Genomic DNA, 15674 nt, shown 5'->3' with positions numbered 1-15674 from the left:
GTACTGTTCCACCCTTACTGGCAGGGCCGGCGGTCAGCGGCCTGGGCAGCGCTGCACGGTGAGCGCCGTGTCCGAACCTCCTCCTAGCCCGCCGCTGCCGCCCGACCCCCGTCGGCTCCGGGTCATCCTCGCGCACCTCGACGAGGAGATCGCTGACAACGAAACGGTCGCCACCTACCTTCGGCTCCAGCGGGAGGCTGTTCTCGCTGCGCTCGGACGCGCCGAACGGCCGCAGCAGCAGCAGCGGCCGGGGCACAAGGTGAAAGGCGCAGGACCGTTGCCGGCGTTCACTCCTCCGCCCGCGAGGGCCGGGTACATCGTGCAGCAGAAGCGCACCACACACGGCCCGGAGCCCGCCTTCATCCACCTGGCCGACTGCACCATGTTCGAGGGAACACCGCACCCGATCAGGGCTGATGAGGTGCGGGCCGCCCTCACCGACCCGACCATTACTGCGTGCACATTCTGCAGACCGGACACCGAGCTGGGCATCGACCTGGCGTGACTTCCCCGGCCGTCCACGAGCCGCCGGCCGCCGGGGGGACCTGGGTTCGATGTGTGGACGGGGTGGCGCAGCACATCGCCGTGCGGGCTGACCAGACCGTTGACGGCCGGCAGGTCGCGGACCCCCAGCACCCCCTCCTCCGGAAGCGGCCCCCACCGCTCCCAGCTCGTTGCCGAGGAACCCGCTGCCGCCAACGATCAAGACCGTCATGCCGGGACACGATATGGGACTCGCGGACTCACTCGCGGGACGTACCAGGTCGGCTCGCTCTCACCGGTCCAGGTGACGGTCTCGAATCCCACCCACCACATCACTGGGCGAACAGGCTCATCAATTTCATCGAAGCGGCCTACATCACGCCGGTGAACAAGGTGCGCCTGTTGCTCCATCCCTCTACCGTCCTCGCCACAGACATGGTCAAGCAGCTACTTCGGGAACTGATCGAGGACCATGACCAAGCCCTGACTACTGCGGTTGACATGCGTGGGAGGAGGGTCAGGACGAGGCCGGTCGCGCTGAAAGCCACGATGCCCAGCACGATCACCCTGGACGCCGGGTTAAGGGGTCGACCCACCCTTCAATTTCGAGTGACGTCCGTCACAGTTGAACAGAAGTGGCCACGAAGAAGCGTCACCGGCAGCCGGGATGCCTCAACGCACCTGACCAGCGCACCTCTTGATGCTGACGCGTATAACTTACCTAACCCCCCTTCAATGGGTAAATTAGTGCATAAGATCACATCTTGTACTGTCTCCGCATGGACCACGCCACGCTGTTCGCGACCTTCTCCAGTCCGTTTCTTGCCTTGCTGACGGTGCTGTTCGCCGTAGCCCTGTCGCACCCCGAACCAGAGGTCAGGGTGCGGGCGGAGCGACTGCTGGCGGTGATTTTCCGAAGCTGGTAGATCGACCCGACGGCCAACCTGCACAAGGACTCACCTGTCCGTTCCTGCAACTACCGACGACATAGCCCCCGGAATCCTCGGCGGATTGCGGGGGCTATGCGCGGTGGGGCAGTTGGGGTTATTTCTCGGCGGAGCCGTTGTCGGTGGAGCCGTCCGTGCGCCGTCGGCGGGCGACGATGAGGGCACCTCCGCCGGCAGCGATCAGCACTGCCGCGCCGCCGATCAGCCACGGGGTGCCGTCAGCTCCGGTGTGGGCGAGGGAGCCCGTCGGCGCCTTCGGTGTGGAGTTGCCTACCGGGGTCGCGGCAGCGGTGGAGGAGTCGAGATCCGGTGTGTCGCTGCCCGGCGCGGAGGGCGTGGACCCACCGGTACCGCTGCTCGGCTCGCCCGAACTGGACGGGGTGTCGGTGGGCTTGTGCGTCGGCTTGTCCGAGGGGTCGGGCTTCGGGTCGGTGGCGGTCTTGGCGTTGGTGACGGTCACGGTCACCGGGGCGCCGGGACCAGCGGTGAACGTCTTGGTCGGCTTGTAGAGGTCGTAGCCGGCGGGGGCCTTGATGTCCTTGACCCAGAACTGCGTCTTCCGGCTCGACACGGGCAACTCTCCGGAGGCCGTGCCCCTGGCTCCGGTGGTCAGGGTGAGCAGCGTCGAGGTGCCGGTGCCGATGTTCGCGGTCGCTCCGGGCAGAAGCTCGCCGGTCTTGTCGTCCTTGGCCTGCAGGAGGACCTTGGCGGCCTTGAACGGATCGGTGACGGTCAGCCGGGTGGTCGCGCCCGGCGTGACAATGACGTCCTGATCGGCGACGACCTCGTGGAGCGCGTCGGACGCCGTCTGCTTGAGCCGGTAGACACCCGGCGCAAGGTCTGGGAAGGACAACTTCCCTTGTGCGTCGGTCTTCCCACGTCCGGCCTCTGCGCCGGCGGAGTTGAGCAGCAGGAACGCGGCACCGGGAAGCGCATCCCCGGCCGTGTCCTTGCTGGTGATCTCGACGCTGCCCCCGTCCGGGGCCGCTGTCTCGGCGGGAGCGGCAGAAGCCAAGGGGGTCGGTTCGGAGGGCTGGGCGCTCGCGGTCGGCGACCAGATGAAGGGGCCGGTCACCACGACGGCGACAGCAGCGGATCGGACGAGGCGTGCGTGCACGAGGAAGAGGACTCCTTGAGGCAGGGGGCGGGGAAGGTCATCGGGTCCGGCCAGGGACCGGCGCAGGAGGCGACGGGGCGACATGCGTGGTGCCCTGCGGCTGCTTGGCTGCCGGAGTAGCGACGTAGAGGGCGCGGCGGGTCTGGGCAGGGACATCCTGGACGGTGCGCTGCAGCGCTTCAGTGGAGATGAGCGAGGCGGTGAAGGCCGCGACGAGCGTGGTGGGAGTGCCGAACGAGAAGCGTGCCCTCCAGTGCGGCTCGCTGGGGTACCCGCCCCAGGCCCGCCAGGCTGGCCCGCTGGAGCCGCTGGAGCCGCTGGAGCCGCTGGTGGCGTAGCGGTGGCGTACACCGCCGAGTCCCTCCGGGGTGAGGAAGGTCTGTGTGCCGTCGGTCTTGACGGCGTGGCTCCAACCGCGGGTGAGCAATGGCGCGTACACCTCGTGCGGCGCCGTCTCGTCTTGGAACAGCCGGTCCTGGTCGCTGTGCCGGTCTTCGAGGTAGAGGTCGAGCAACTCGGTGTGGACATCGTGCAGCAGCTCGGCGGGAGTGGTGGCGTCGAAGGTGATCTGCCAGGTCGGCTCGGTGAACGGGGCCCGGTGGGCGTTGATGGTCCACGTGCCGCTGCCGGGCTTTTCGGGCTGGGGGTCGAAGGTGGTCTGTAGTCGCAGGCACGGGCTGAACGCGGCGGCCGTGCCTGCGTCGGTCTGGGCGAACGGCCAGCCCTCGTCGAAGGGGAAGGCCCACACGGTTCGGGGGTCAGCCGCCCCGGGGCCGGCGAGGTGACGGGGCAGGACCTTCACGCTCTGGGCCGGGTCGAGGTTCTCGAAGGAGTGGGTCATCGCGGGCGGGGCTCCTGCTGGGAGAGTGCGAACGCCGGGGCTGGCGGGGTGGCGCAGCTCAACGTGCGCGGGTGCCGCTGCGTGCGGCCGGCAGGGTGAGAGCCGGGCGCGCGGTCCGGCCTGCGGCGCGGCTCGGCGCGGACTCGGTCCAGGCGCCGGGGAACCAGACGGCTGCGTATCTCTGGATGGCGTCGCGCAGTCCCGTGGTGTCGGCGCCCTCCCATGGGGGCTGGCCCGGCTTGGCGAGCGTGATGTTGAAGGTGTCCGGCATGTTGCGGTGGTGCAGGGCTCCCTTACGGCGGTGGAAGGTGCCGTGGTCGGCGAAGCTGAGTGCTACGGCGTCGATCTTTCCTCGGTCCACGTGCATCACGGTCAGACGCAGACCGCCGTACGTGTTCCTGTACATCGTGTCTGTGAAGCTGATCTGCAGACGTAGCGGTGCGTCCGCGATGGGGGTGGCGTAGTAGGTGTTGCCCACGGCAGTTCCGCTGGGGAAGGGAAGGCGGAGTTCGGCGAAGAACTCGGGGGCTCGCAGGGACAAGGGGGTCCTCCGGTTAGACGGGCTGGTTCTACCGGCGGGGGCCTGGCAGGGCCGGTCGGCTGGTGGTGCTCCAGCGCGGAACGCTGGCTGCGGGCAGCGCTGCAGGGCGCCGGGAGGCGGCAGCCCGCCGCACGTCGAGCGGGGTTGGGGCCGGCGGTCCGGGCGGGAGAATCGGGGTCAGCTCAGCCATGCCTTTGATGTAGCTGAAGGTCTCCTCGCGCCACCGGGGCAGTGGAGCCGGGTCGGCGACGCACTGGGTGACGGCGGCGAGCAGGGCGACGGGGGTGTCGGTGCTGGCCGTGGCGTACCAGACAGGTCGGTCGATGGAGTTGCCCGCCCACAGCTGCCAGCGGGCGTCCCGCGTGGTCAGTTCGGCTTCCGGGTCGATGTCGCCGGTGGTGAACTCCAGGCCGGCGAGTCCGTCCGGGGCCTGGATGGCGAAGACGCCCCAGCGCGGGCGGTCGATCTCCCAACCCTGTTTCAGCAGGGGTACGACGGCGAGGAAGGGGTCGTGCTCGTCGGTCCCGGAGACCGGCCGGGCGAGGTAGACGTCCGGACCCTGCTGGTACGCCGTGACGAGGGCGGTGGTGAACGCCTGGACGAATTCGGTAGGGACGCGGTCGTTGAAACAGACGCCCCAGGTCGGTGGCCCGAACGGATCGCGGTAGGCGTTGATGCGCCAGAGCCCGTCGTCCTCGCCCTCAGGGAGGTAGCCCAGGCGGATCTTGCGGTCGGGGGCGTTGACGTAGGCGTTGCCGAGGTCGTCGTGATGGAGGTCCCAGCCGAGGTCGATGAGCGGGGCGAGAGCTGGGTCGCCGATTCCGGTGGTAGAGGCGAGGTGGCGCGGGGAGACGAAGACGTCTCCGTCAATCGTGCGCAGGTCGTCGTGAGAGGTCACAGGTTCCTGAAGGATGAAGGCGGGTCAGGCAGCGAGCGCCAGTGCTTCTTGGAGGGCCTTGCTGGAGCCGGTGTAGTGCAGCGTCCGCAGGCCCAGGCGGGCGGCGGCCTGGCAGTTGTCGGCGCGGTCGTCCACGAACAGAACGCGTCGTGGATCGCGAACTCCGGATGCTCGCAGGGCGTGGTGGTAGGCGGCCGGGTCGGGCTTGCACACCTGCAGTCGGGCTGAGTACAGCGCCTGGGTCATCAAGCGTCGCCACCCGTGGGTGTCGAGCACGGTACTGAGATGGGCGGGTGCGTTGGACAGCAGCACCATGCGCAGTCCGGTGGCGTGGGCGCGGCGGAGGACAGCCAGGACGCTCTCGTCGGTCTCGGTCCACATGGCCGTGTCCGCGGCAAGGAGTTCGCGCAGCAGGCGGGAGCCGGGGTGGGCGCCAAGGACGCGCGCCCAGTACGCCAGGTCGCTGAGCTGGCCGGCGTCGTAGAGGTCGCGGGCGTTCCAGAAGGCCCGTTGGAAGCCTGCGAGATCGGCTTCGGGCCAGGAGGCGGTGTGGGCCAGTCGAAGCCAGTGGGCGCGGGTGGGCTGAAGTCCGATGACGCCGTTGTAGTCGAGGATGACGGCATCGAGGCTGGTGGGGCGGGTCAAGGGGCAGTGTTCTCCAGAGCGCGACGGGCGAAGGTGGCGAGAGCGGCTGCGAGGAGGGCGGGCAGCAGCAGGGCTATGGGCAGGGTGGTGATGCTGGCGAGGGAGCCGATGAGGGCGGGGCCGGCGAGCAGGCCGAGGTAGCCGGTGACGGAAACCGTAGCGACGGCCCTCGGCCCGTGGCTCCCGGCGGCGGTGATCAGGGAGGGGACGGTGCCGGACAGGCCGAGCCCGAACACGGCCCAGCCGGCCAGCGCCGCAGGCACGATGTCGGCCAGGACGCCGGTGGCCAGTCCGGCTGCGGCGAGCACCGCGCCGACGCGGACCACGGCAGGGGCACCGAAGCGGGTCGTGAGCCGGTCGCCGGTCAGCCGGCCGATCGCCATGCCGGTGCTGTAGAGGGCGAAGGCACTCGCGGCAACAGCCATATTGGCGTGCAGGGCGTGCACATGCACGGCGGCCCAGTCGGCTGCCGCTCCCTCCCCCATCAGGCTGGCAGCCGCCAGCACCCCCAGCAGCCATACCCTCCCCGGCGCCCGGTCCCGATCGGTCCCCTGGGGGTCGAAGGTCTCGGGGTCGGCGCCGCTCAGCGCGAGGGTGCGCGGCCCGGCCACGAGCACGCTCGCCGTCAGCGCGGCGCCGACCGCCAGGAACAGAGCGCTGTGGGCGGTGCCGGCGGTGGCGGCGGCCAGGGCGGCGCCGCCCAGCGCACCGATCGAGTACGCGGCGTGCAGGGACGACATGATGGGCTTGCCGTAGGCGGTCTGACAGCGGACCGCCCCGGTGTTGGCGGCGACGTCCAGGACACCGTGCGCGGCGCCAAAGGCCAGCGCCGCTGCGAGCAGCGATGCCAGAGTCCGGCATTGCCCCAACAGGGCGAGTGCTGCTGCCAGTGCGACAGCTCCGCCGATCAGGAGCGCGGGAAGGCGTTCAGGCCGGGCGAGCCGGCCGCCGGCCTGCAGTCCGGCGACCATGCCGACAGCGGCGGCGAGCAGGACGAGGGAGAGGCTGCCGGTGGTGAGGTGGGCGGCGTTCTGGACGGCCGGCATCCGGGCGCCCCAGAGAGCCATTACCACGCCCAGGCCGAGGAAGTAGCCGGTCAGCAGGGCACGGCCGCGCCGGAGGGAAGCGTCGGTGCGGCTCATGCGGGGCGCCCACCGGCAACAGGCTCGTGGGCCGGGCGGGGCTCGACGCGGACCTGGATGCGGCGGACCGTTTCCTCGGCGCGGGCCTGTGCGAGGTCCGCAGTGGGCGCGGTGGTGATCAGGTAGCCGATCCGCGCGGTCCACATGTTGCCGCCGTCGGCCGGGAGAAGCAGCTGGTCGCCGACCTGGTGCTGGAAGTGCACGCGGTCCAGCCAGTCCGGGTTGACGCTGTCGAAAGCGAGGTGGAGCAGGGTGCCGGAGGTGTCCGGGTAGAGCAGCTGGATCGCGGCGGACGAGGACCGGGCGGGGGTGAGGTCGGGGGCCCGGCCGCAGGCGATGTCGGCGGCGGCGCGCGGCAGGTCGATGCCCGTGGCGAGTCGGACGAGGTGGCCGATCATGTCGCCGGCGATCCGGCCGTTGACCTCGACGAGCCGTGGCCGGCCGTCGACCAGCCGCATCTCGACATGGCAGACGCCGTCGGTGATCCCCAGAGCGCGGATCGCGGCCCGTGCCACGGGGGTCACTACGTCAAGCAGCGGGTCGGCCGCGTCCACGCAGTGGGCCAGTTCCTCGAAGAAGGGCGGAGTGCTGACCGTCTTGCGGGTGACCGCGGCCACGGTGGTCTCGCCGCGGTAGGTGACGCACTCGACCGACACCTCGGGCCCGTCGAGGTACTCCTCCACGAGCACGCTGGTGGACTCCCGGCCGAGCCCGGCCGCCTGGTCGGTGAACGCGAAGGCTGCGGTCAGCTGTTCGGGGGTGTCGGCGCGGATCACTCCGATACTGGCCGCGTGCGCGGCGGGCTTCAGCACGAGCGGGTAGCCGATCTGCTGGGCGGCCGCCTCGGCCTCGGCCAGGGTGCGCACGCTCACCGAAGCAGCCGACGGCACGCCGTGCCGTGCGAACAGCGCACGCGACGTGGCCTTGTTGCGGCACGCCTGCATGGCCTCCGGGGTGGTGGTGCGCAGGCCGAGCTGGCGTGCAAGGCGGGCCACGGGGACGAGGTACCACTCGGTCCAGGTGAAGACCCCGGCCAGGTCATAGCGTTCGGCCAGGGCCCGGCCGGCCGCGGACAGCTCCGCCTGGTCGGTCGGATCGGACACGACCACGTAGTCCCGCAGGTACGGCACCTCCCACGACGGCTCTTCGCCGGTGATCAAAACAACGTCATACGCGGCGGCCACGGACTGAAGGCAGTACCCGCGGTACGCCTCGGCCTCCATGTCGGCCGCGGCAACGATCAAGGCGACGGGACGATCGGACAAGAGCAAGCTCCTTGGGGTCGGAGGGCGGCAATGCGGTGGGCATGAGGCGGCGGACTGCAGCGGCAGAGGACGGCTGCTCAGCGAGCAGCCGACGCGCGGCCGGCGGCGTGGTGCGACCTCGGGCCGAGGCTGCTCGCGCAGCCCGCAGACTGCTGGGGCTTCACTCACGAGGCGGCCCGACAGGCGGCCTTCGTCCGGCCGAACAAGGCGCGGAAGCGATGGAAGGGAGGGGATGGTCAGGCGGCGCGGCGGCGACGCAGTTCGAACACGCTGGCCCAGTGTTGGTGGTCGTCGATCAGGCGGCGGGCGTAGAGGGCGGTGAAGTTGTTGTTCAGCCCGGCGACTCCGTACGGGAGTTGGCGGCGTAGGTCCTCGAAGAGGTCCTTGAGGCTGACCCGCGTGGCGCCGGAGGCCAAGCGGCGGGCGGCCATGCGTTCCAGAGCGCGGTAGACGTGCGGGTTGTGCGCGTCGAAGGCGTTGAACTGCTCGGTGATGGTGCGACCGCTGGCGCGGTTCATCCCGAGGACGGTGGGGGGCATGAGGTTCTCGACAGGCTGGGGGCGCAGCAGGGTCAGGTGCGCAGGGCGGGATCGGTGCGCAGGCGGGCGAAGGCGCAGAAGAGGCCGAGGGCCTGCAGGGCGGCGCAGGCGGTGATGACGTGGCCTAGTTCGTCGGGCGGGGTGAGCGCGGTGAGTACGCCGGCGACGGGGAAGGGCAGCAGGAGGATGAGGATGGTCGCCGACAGGGTGCTGCCGAACTTCTCCGGGGGGATCAGGCGGGAGCGCAGGGTGCGCAGGACCACCGTCATGCCGCCGTCTGCCGCCATGAGGACCGCGACCAGGACCAGGTAGGACAGGTAGTCGGGGGCCTGGGCGGCGGCGAGACAGACGAGCGAGGCGAGGGCTGCGCAGGTGGCGCCGACCGGCCACAGGCCCAGGCGGTCCAGTGCGAACCGGCAGAGCGTGACGCTGAGGAGTGTTGCGCCGGCGGCTGCGGACCAGACCAGGCCGACGGCAGTGGTGGACCGCCCGAAGTGCGCGACGACGATCACCGGACCGGCCGCCTGGAGGAGCCCGGTGGCCAGGTTGGACAGAGTCAGTCCGGCCACGAGCCAACCGAGTGCGGGCAGCGAGCGGATGGTGCGCCACCCGGTGAGGAGGCCGGCGCCGGGCCGCCCCTTCGGCGCGCGGGCCGGGGCGACTGGCGAGGGGGGTGTGCGCAGAGCGAGCAGCGCGGCGAGCAGCGAAAGCACGGTGATCACCGCGAGCATCGGCGGCGGCCCGGCGAGCAGGAGCAGCCCGGCGAGCGCCGGGCCGGCCAGCGTCGCGGTCTGATCGATACCGAGCAGCACGGCCTGGACACGGTGAGCGCGTGCACCTGCCCGGCGGCCGGCGGCGGCGCCCGCGGTCTCGGCCGCGATGTAACTGCACTCGGTGAGCACGCCGGTGGCCGCCGCGAGCACCATCACGGTCACGCTCGCCACGGCGCCGGACGGGTGGAGATGGAGAAGGACCGCGCCGACGGCGAGAACCAAAGCGCGTCCCAGGGAGGCGAGGTGGAAGACCACGGATGCCCCGCGCCGGTCGACGACCGATCCGGCCCACCCGAACGCCGCCAGGCGCGGGATCCACTCCAGGGCGAACGCGGCGCCCGTCAGCGCGGCGGAGCGCGTGGTGGCCAGGACCAGCAATGGGATGCCGTAGGTGGACATCGCGAACGCGAGGGCGTCCGCCGTGCGCGGCAGGTAGATGCTGCGCATCAGCCCGGCGGAGTGGCGCGCGTGCCGGGGTGTGACCGCTACGCTCACGCGACCGGCTCGGGATCGGAAAGGGCGGTGACCTGCGGGTTCGCGGCCAGCCACTGGAGCAGGAGGGCACGGAGCCGGGCCAGGTCTTCCTCGGCCTCCGCGCCGGGTAGGCCCCGGGCGGACAACCGTGCGAGGCTGTCGGCGCCCTCGGTCGCGAGCGAGGGCGTCAGCAGGTCGAGGACGTGGTGGACGCGGTTGCTGAACTCGCAGACCGGTGACGGGGAGGCGTGGCGTCTCGACCAGCGCGCAGCCGTGTCGTACAGGTCGGCCAACTCCGACCCAGCGTCTGTGAGTTCCAGGCCGGTGCCGGGCGCGGTCCGGACGAGGCCGCGAGCGCGGGCTGTTTCGGTCGCGTGCCGCAGTTGATGGGTGGAGAGGTCGGCGAGGGTGTCGGCCAAGCGTCGTGGCGGTATCGCCCCGTTGTCGTCGATCTCGGTGACCAGGCGGATCAAGGAGCGAGAGGCCAGTAGATCGACCGCATTGCGTACTTCGGCGGTGGTGAAGAGGGTGGTCATCGGCGCGGGCCTCCCGCCGGGACGGCCGCCTTCGGGCGGGCGGTCGTGACATGGGAGAAGAGATCGCGGTTCTGCCACGCCGGAGCGGATTCGCCTGTCCGGGTTGGGGATATCGCCGCGGGCTCCGGGCGGGACTGGCTGCTGACCCACGGCCTCGACGCGGGCTTCGCCAGCGGGTGCCCCCAGACCGGGTGGTGGGCCGCCTGGTCGAGGGGCTGCCCGGCGGACCACGCGGACAGGGCGCCGAGAACAGGGCCCAGGCCGTCGCCTGCAGCAGACAGCCGGTACGGCTGGCCGGCGCCTTCGGTGTCGACCAGGCCGTCGGCCACGAGCTGCCGCAGCGGCGGGTACACGTTGGTCCAGTCGCTGTTGGGCATCACGATCCGGGCCAGCGCCCGGCCGCTGACCTCCTTGCGCGACTTCAGTACCCACAGGATGGCAGCGGCGTGCCGCCGGGTGAGCAGGGTGAGGCTGTCCTCGATCTGCTCGATCGCGGGCAGCGGGCGGTCCGCCGTTTCCAGATGTTCTTCGGCCCAGGTGACGATCATCGGCAGGACCGGCAGCAGGGCAGCACCACGCTCGGTGTGGCCGTAGGTCACGTGGCGTGCGGTGTGTTCGGTGCGCTCGACGAGACCGGCGTTGCACAGCGACTGGAGCTTGAGGTGGAGCTGGCCGTTCTGCAGCCAGGACACCTTGGCCGCCAACTCGCTATAGCGCAGTGGCGGGCCGGAGAGTGCCAGCAAGATCCTCACGTTCCAGCGTGGGGTGATCATGGCGAGGACTTCGGTGACCCGGGCGATGTCGATGTCGGTGTCAGGTGGCAGAGCGGTGATGGCCAAGGGAGGAACTCCTGGGTGGATGAGGGGAACTGCCTGCGGTCAGCGGCTGTGCGCCGGGGTCTGCACCGGGAGGGGCGGAGCCGGTAGCGGCGGTGACGGTGCCGGCGGGGACGGCGCTGGGGCCGGGGCACGGGCGAGGCTTTTCAGGACGGCGGCGACCGACTTGGCCTGGACGTCGCGGACGGCGACGGCTTCGGCGAGCCGTCGCGCACCGTCGAGAAGGTGGGCGACCTCGTGCCGACCGATCTGCCGCTCGGGGAGGATGAGCCGGGCGAGGTGGTCGCGGTGGAAGTCGATGCTGCGCTCGGCGAGCGCGAGGTCGTGGTGCATGCCGAGCAGGGCGGAGAGCATGCCGGGCGGCTGGCCCTCGGCGTAGGCGGTGAGGTCGGCGAGCGGTGCGCCGTACAGGTCCTCGATCCGTCCGGCAATCACGGTGGACGTGAGGGGCAAGCGGGGCTTTCAGGGTCGGCGGGCCCGGGCCGCCCCGGCACGCGGTGGTGCCGGGGCGGCAGACGGAGGCAGGGTGGCGGTGGCCTTGAGCTGCTTCATGCGGACGGGCCGGGCCTGCTGGTCGGGCGGGGGCATCGTGCGTAGCAGTTCGCCGAGGGCCGCGCGGTAACCGTCGCGGGCATCGAGCGCTGCCTCCAGCCACTGCGCGTCGAAGCGGAGCTTGTCCGCCGACAGCTCGCCCATGTCGCGGTCCGGGTCCATGTCCGCGTGCACGCGATCGCGGACACGGGCCACCTGCTCCTCGGTCAGAGCCAGGAACGAACGCAGTTCCAGGGCACGGGCGAGGGCCGGAGAGGCATCGTGGCCGACAGCTGCCTCGTGCAGATCAGGGACCGTACCGCCGAAGACCTTCTGCAGGTCGGCGTCCATAGTGCTGGCCTTGACCGGGCTCATCGAACAGCCCTTCCCGCCCGCCCCGCCGTCGCCGTCACGGGTGTACCCGCGGGTCGGTGAGGAGCGCTGGTCTGCACCGCCGGACCAGTTCGAGGGCGAAGGCGGGCGAGCCGTTCGGCGGCGAGGTCCTTCTTACCCGGAGCGTCCGGGTCGAGGAGCCACCGGACGACCAGGGCCCGGCCGTCGCGGGCAGTGACGGCCGCGTTCACGCGGTGGGCGAGACCCATCGTCGGGTCGTCGACCTCGCTGGGCTGGGTTTCCAGCGCGGCGAGGAGGTCGTCCTCCGCGTGGTCGAGCACGGATTGGGCCTCGACGAGGAGGCCGTGCCACTTGACAACATCGGTGGCGTCAGGATTCGCCAGCGGCGCGGCGGTGACCGCGGCCTTCAACTGGTCCATGTCCATGCCGAAGCGCGCTTCGATCCGTTCGGTGAGCACGCCGACGACATCCTCAGCGTCATCGAATATGCCGTCGGACAAAAGGGGAACTCCTGTTCTGGAAAGGCCGATGCCTGGAGGAATACGAGAGGCAGCCGTGCTCGGCGACTCAACTGCTTTCGGGCCGCCTATTGGGGCCTGTCAGTCGAGGCACATTCGGACGTCGCGGTAGACGTACGTGCCGGAGACCCAGCCCTTGACGCCGGTCGTCTTGTCCGTGATGTAGAGCCAGTTGCCGCTCTTCCTGGCCACGCTGAACTTGTGGCTGCTGTAGAGCACGCCGAGCGCGGTGGACTTCGAGCTGGCCTTGGACCGGATGGTCACAGCCTTGGTGTGCACCGCGTACGGCAGCGGCGGCTTGGACGAGCAGCTGCTCGCCGGGGCCGCGGAGACGGCAGCGGGTGCCGCGTTGGCGGTGGTGGCGGAGAGTACCGGCAGCGCGAGCGCGCCGAGCATCGCTGCGGATATGGCAATTCGGGTGGAGCGCATGCGAAAGAAACCTCCGTGAAGGCATAGGGATTGCGTGGAAGGCACCGCGGGTGTTGTCCCGGCGGCTGTATAAGAGTCCGGAGAATCGCCGGTTTGGCTAACCGGCGATCGTCGGCTATGTTGCGCCGCCGTAGACGGCGGCGGGGCTCAGCGGGCCCGGCCGGGCGGGCGCGGAGCAGGGGACTTCGCCACACCGACTGAGCGGCTGCCGGCGGCTGCCAGGCGGACCGGTGGCAGAGAGTCGGCCTCGCCGGCAATCCGGTCGTCGCACCACTGCAAGGCGTCCTCGACCGTGGCGAAGCCGCCCTCTCGAAGCGTGCGCGTCCAGGCGCCGGTGTCGACCTCTTCGACGATGACGCGGAACGGCGAAGGGGCTCGCTCGTCCAGGGCGCGCAGTGCCACGACGGTCACCATGTCGTCGGGGTCGTCGCAGGTGTAGGAGTAGCCCATGGCGTAGTGGTCGCCGTCGCCCGCGAGGCGTCGTTCCAGTGCACGTGTCGCCTCGTCCGCCGGCTGCGGGCCGAACTCGGGGTTTAGGCCGATGGCGTCGTGCGGGCAGCCGCGGTGGATGAGCCAGGACTGCGCCATCGCGGGCAGCGGCAGGGGGGCCTGCTCGAAGGCGAACGTCCGCTGCTCACGGTCCCGTTGCAGATGAACGGCGAGGACCTGCGGCATACCGGGGTGTCCCCAGGTGGCGGTGCGGTCGAACAGGACGTAGTAGCTGTGCGCGCCGTCGGGGGTGTGGTGTTCGGCGAGGGGGACGAGCATGTCCTCGCGGACGGCGACCTTGCGGTAGAAGTCGCGGTACATCTCCTCGTCGGCGTCGAAGTCGTCCAGCTCGAAGTCGACCTGGGGGATGGACTTCCGGGACTCCGGTTCGATGGGAGGCAACAAGGGCCTTTCGGTGGAGTTCAGCGCCGTTGTGCCGGGGTGGACGGCGACGCGCCGGGGCGGGCCGGGAGCTTGGATGGCTGGGTCGTGGGGGTCCGCCGGGCGGCGAACAGTGCGGCCCGTCCGGTGTCGGTGAGGGTGACCGGCTGGCCGGCGTGCACGGGTTGGCCGGTGTCCCGGACGACCAGGCCGGCGTCCTCCAGCCGCTGGAGCTTGGCGTGAGGAATGCGGGTGCCGGAGGCCGCGGTCACGGACATCCGGCCGGTTAGAAGGTGTTCGTAGAGCTTGGCGCCGCCGGCGATGGCGAGCAGCGCGGCCTGGTCGTCCGTCGAGAGCTGCTGCGCGCGGGGCGTCGAGGCCGCGGCAGCGGCCTCGATCGGCTTCAGCGCGGCGAGCACCTTCCGGGCAGCGGCGTCACGCTGGTCTCTGGCCTCCTCCAGCTGGTCCACGGTGCGGTCGATGCGGGTGCACAGGGCGTCGTCGACGTCGAACTCGCCGCTGGACAGGCGGTGGAGGAGGCGGAGGTAGAAGGTGACGCCGGTCTGGGTCTTGGCCAGTTCGCGGTGCCGGTCGACCAGGTGGGCGTGGGGCTCGTCGAGGACGCCGCGGTCGCGGTAGGACCACAGGGTGTCAATGTCGTGGCCGGTGACGGCTTCGAGGCGATGGTCGAGCGGGGACACCGCACGCCAGGCTGGTAGCGGCGCGGGGTCAGGGGGCATAGGCGACGCTCCGTGCGTCAGCGGGTGTGGTGGTGCGCGGGGTTGTGTGCGGGACGGGGCAGACCCGGCAGTGCGGTGGGCGGCGGACCGGGCCGGGGCGCGGGAGTGCGGGTGGTCAGCTGCGGGGAACGGGAGCGGGCCGCGTGGGTGCGGGCGCTCAGCGGCCGGCGGGTCATCCCCAGGCGGCGGCCGACCTCGTCGTAGACGTCGTTGCCCGCGCGCGGCCGGACGGCGACGACGTGGATCTCCTTCTGATGTGCGGACTCCGCGGGTGCCGGACGGACGCCGTAGACGACGCGCCAGTCCTTCCGGGAGTCCACGAAAAGCTTTCGATAGCCCTCCAGGTCGCCGTCGAGGCGCAGTCCGAAGCGCTGTGCGTTCACGACTTCCTGCAGGTAGGCGAGGGTGAGGTCGCGGATATCGCTGGGGGCCTGGAGGAGATCGGTCAGCGCTCGGGGGTCGAAGCTCAGTCCGAAGGCGGGCTGTCCCACTCCCGCGTTCATGACGTCGGCTCGTCCGGCTCGGCGGCGCCGGCGGCTTCCGCCGTGGACGCCGTCTCCGTCCGTACGGACGGCGGCGGGCCGGGCAGAAGACGGTGCGCGGGCCGGTCGGGAGATGTCATGCAGGCCGACAGCGGGCCACCCGGCGCGCGGATCGCCGCTACGGCGTGGGTGAGGAAGTCCCGGTGCCACACGAACAGACCGCTCAATCCGGCTTCGGGGTCCTTGTGCTGCTGGTAGGCGAGCCACAGGGCGTGGAGCCAGGCCACGACGTCGTCGTGCTCCTGCCACTGCAGGCACCAAGGCGCCGCGGTGGTGACCTCCGCCCCGTAGACCGGGAGGAAGAAGTCGTCGACCCAGTCGCTGAGCGCGTCGAGTTCGTCCTCGCGCTCCTCTCCGTCCAGCTCCAGGATCGGGCGGGGCTCTGGCGGAGCGGCGGGAGCCGGCCCACCGAGCCCCGGCATGCCGAAGGCCGCGAACGGCGATCCGCCCGGCGGCGGCGAGGACGCGAGATGGTCGAGCTGCTGGGCCTGCTGAGCCGACTGCTCCATGAGCCGTCGGACGCTCGCCTCGATCCCCTCCAATTGCGGGTCCGGGACGCGAACCGGCTCCAATTCCCCGCTGCCTGCGGGTTCTATGGATTCGGGCATGAAAAGTACGGCCTCCTACGAGACGCGAGATGGCAGGTGGGCGGA

General features: G+C 70.9%; 21 protein-coding genes. 2 read left to right on the top strand and 19 right to left on the bottom strand.

What is annotated here, in order from left to right:
- Positions 1 to 58 precede the first annotated feature (58 nt).
- Together AQJ30_RS07175 and AQJ30_RS38365 are read left to right on the top strand one after the other, a co-directional pair.
- A complete protein-coding gene (locus AQJ30_RS07175) occupies positions 59 to 505 on the top strand; it encodes a DUF6233 domain-containing protein (protein WP_245726840.1) in 447 nt (148 codons plus the stop codon).
- A gap of 757 nt (positions 506 to 1262) precedes the next feature.
- Entirely contained in the window at positions 1263 to 1409 is a 147-nt protein-coding gene (locus AQJ30_RS38365) for a hypothetical protein (protein WP_159052301.1), read from the top strand.
- Between the two features lie 118 nt (positions 1410 to 1527).
- On the opposite strand, the gene AQJ30_RS07170 is transcribed toward AQJ30_RS38365, so the two are convergent.
- From AQJ30_RS07170 to AQJ30_RS07080, 19 genes are all read right to left on the bottom strand, one after another.
- The gene (locus AQJ30_RS07170; protein ID WP_067230046.1) at positions 1528 to 2547 is read right to left on the bottom strand and encodes a SpaA isopeptide-forming pilin-related protein; all 1020 of its coding nucleotides are present in this window, start codon (positions 2545 to 2547) and stop codon (positions 1528 to 1530) included.
- Positions 2548 to 2584: 37 nt separating this feature from the next.
- On the bottom strand, positions 2585 to 3388 hold the full coding sequence (locus AQJ30_RS07165) for an SPDY domain-containing protein (RefSeq protein ID WP_067230043.1): 804 nt from the start codon (positions 3386 to 3388) through the stop codon (positions 2585 to 2587).
- A 58-nt stretch (positions 3389 to 3446) separates the two neighbouring features.
- Positions 3447 to 3929, bottom strand: coding sequence for a hypothetical protein (locus AQJ30_RS07160; RefSeq protein WP_067230041.1), 483 nt, complete (start codon positions 3927 to 3929; stop codon positions 3447 to 3449).
- Between the two features lie 28 nt (positions 3930 to 3957).
- Positions 3958 to 4827, bottom strand: coding sequence for an SPDY domain-containing protein (locus tag AQJ30_RS07155; protein ID WP_067230038.1), 870 nt, complete (start codon positions 4825 to 4827; stop codon positions 3958 to 3960).
- 24 nt (positions 4828 to 4851) lie between these two features.
- Positions 4852 to 5472: an HAD family hydrolase gene (locus tag AQJ30_RS07150; protein WP_067230036.1), complete on the bottom strand. Its 621-nt coding sequence runs from the start codon at positions 5470 to 5472 to the stop codon at positions 4852 to 4854.
- Positions 5469 to 6614 carry an MFS transporter gene (locus tag AQJ30_RS07145; RefSeq protein WP_067230033.1) on the bottom strand — a complete coding sequence of 382 codons (1146 nt, stop codon included), beginning with the start codon at positions 6612 to 6614 and terminating at the stop codon, positions 5469 to 5471. The genes AQJ30_RS07150 and AQJ30_RS07145 overlap by 4 nt, the downstream gene beginning before the upstream one ends.
- Positions 6611 to 7837, bottom strand: coding sequence for an ATP-grasp domain-containing protein (locus tag AQJ30_RS07140; RefSeq protein WP_067230950.1), 1227 nt, complete (start codon positions 7835 to 7837; stop codon positions 6611 to 6613). Before AQJ30_RS07140 ends, AQJ30_RS07145 begins: the two co-directional genes overlap by 4 nt.
- Positions 7838 to 8115: 278 nt before the next feature.
- A complete protein-coding gene (locus AQJ30_RS07135; RefSeq protein ID WP_067230948.1) occupies positions 8116 to 8397 on the bottom strand; it encodes a hypothetical protein in 282 nt (93 codons plus the stop codon).
- Positions 8398 to 8450: 53 nt separating this feature from the next.
- Entirely contained in the window at positions 8451 to 9686 is a 1236-nt protein-coding gene (locus AQJ30_RS07130; protein WP_067230031.1) for an MFS transporter, read from the bottom strand.
- Positions 9683 to 10201: a regulator gene (locus AQJ30_RS07125; RefSeq protein ID WP_067230028.1), complete on the bottom strand. Its 519-nt coding sequence runs from the start codon at positions 10199 to 10201 to the stop codon at positions 9683 to 9685. The genes AQJ30_RS07130 and AQJ30_RS07125 overlap by 4 nt, the downstream gene beginning before the upstream one ends.
- Positions 10198 to 11040 (bottom strand): winged helix-turn-helix transcriptional regulator, encoded by an 843-nt coding sequence (locus tag AQJ30_RS07120; protein WP_067230026.1) that lies wholly within the window; start codon positions 11038 to 11040, stop codon positions 10198 to 10200. The genes AQJ30_RS07125 and AQJ30_RS07120 overlap by 4 nt, the downstream gene beginning before the upstream one ends.
- A gap of 39 nt (positions 11041 to 11079) precedes the next feature.
- Positions 11080 to 11490, bottom strand: a complete 411-nt coding sequence (locus AQJ30_RS07115) for a hypothetical protein (protein WP_067230023.1) — start codon at positions 11488 to 11490, stop codon at positions 11080 to 11082.
- A gap of 9 nt (positions 11491 to 11499) precedes the next feature.
- Entirely contained in the window at positions 11500 to 11943 is a 444-nt protein-coding gene (locus AQJ30_RS07110; protein WP_067230021.1) for a hypothetical protein, read from the bottom strand.
- The gene (locus AQJ30_RS07105; protein WP_067230019.1) at positions 11940 to 12422 is read right to left on the bottom strand and encodes a hypothetical protein; all 483 of its coding nucleotides are present in this window, start codon (positions 12420 to 12422) and stop codon (positions 11940 to 11942) included. Before AQJ30_RS07105 ends, AQJ30_RS07110 begins: the two co-directional genes overlap by 4 nt.
- A 99-nt stretch (positions 12423 to 12521) precedes the next feature.
- Entirely contained in the window at positions 12522 to 12869 is a 348-nt protein-coding gene (locus AQJ30_RS07100; protein ID WP_245726839.1) for an SH3 domain-containing protein, read from the bottom strand.
- A 147-nt stretch (positions 12870 to 13016) separates the two neighbouring features.
- Positions 13017 to 13763: a hypothetical protein gene (locus AQJ30_RS07095; RefSeq protein WP_067230015.1), complete on the bottom strand. Its 747-nt coding sequence runs from the start codon at positions 13761 to 13763 to the stop codon at positions 13017 to 13019.
- A gap of 17 nt (positions 13764 to 13780) precedes the next feature.
- Complete coding sequence (locus AQJ30_RS07090; protein ID WP_067230012.1) at positions 13781 to 14479, bottom strand: helix-turn-helix domain-containing protein; 699 nt, start codon at positions 14477 to 14479, stop codon at positions 13781 to 13783.
- 17 nt (positions 14480 to 14496) lie between these two features.
- The gene (locus AQJ30_RS07085; RefSeq protein WP_067230009.1) at positions 14497 to 14982 is read right to left on the bottom strand and encodes a hypothetical protein; all 486 of its coding nucleotides are present in this window, start codon (positions 14980 to 14982) and stop codon (positions 14497 to 14499) included.
- Complete coding sequence (locus AQJ30_RS07080) at positions 14979 to 15530, bottom strand: DUF4913 domain-containing protein (protein WP_067230946.1); 552 nt, start codon at positions 15528 to 15530, stop codon at positions 14979 to 14981. Before AQJ30_RS07080 ends, AQJ30_RS07085 begins: the two co-directional genes overlap by 4 nt.
- Positions 15531 to 15674: the final 144 nt, after the last annotated feature.

The sequence above is a fragment of the Streptomyces longwoodensis genome (assembly GCF_001514125.1).
Lineage (GTDB): Bacteria > Actinomycetota > Actinomycetes > Streptomycetales > Streptomycetaceae > Streptomyces > Streptomyces longwoodensis.
Note: the sequence above shows the minus strand (reverse complement) of the source record. Positions and strands in the feature narration are given on the sequence as shown.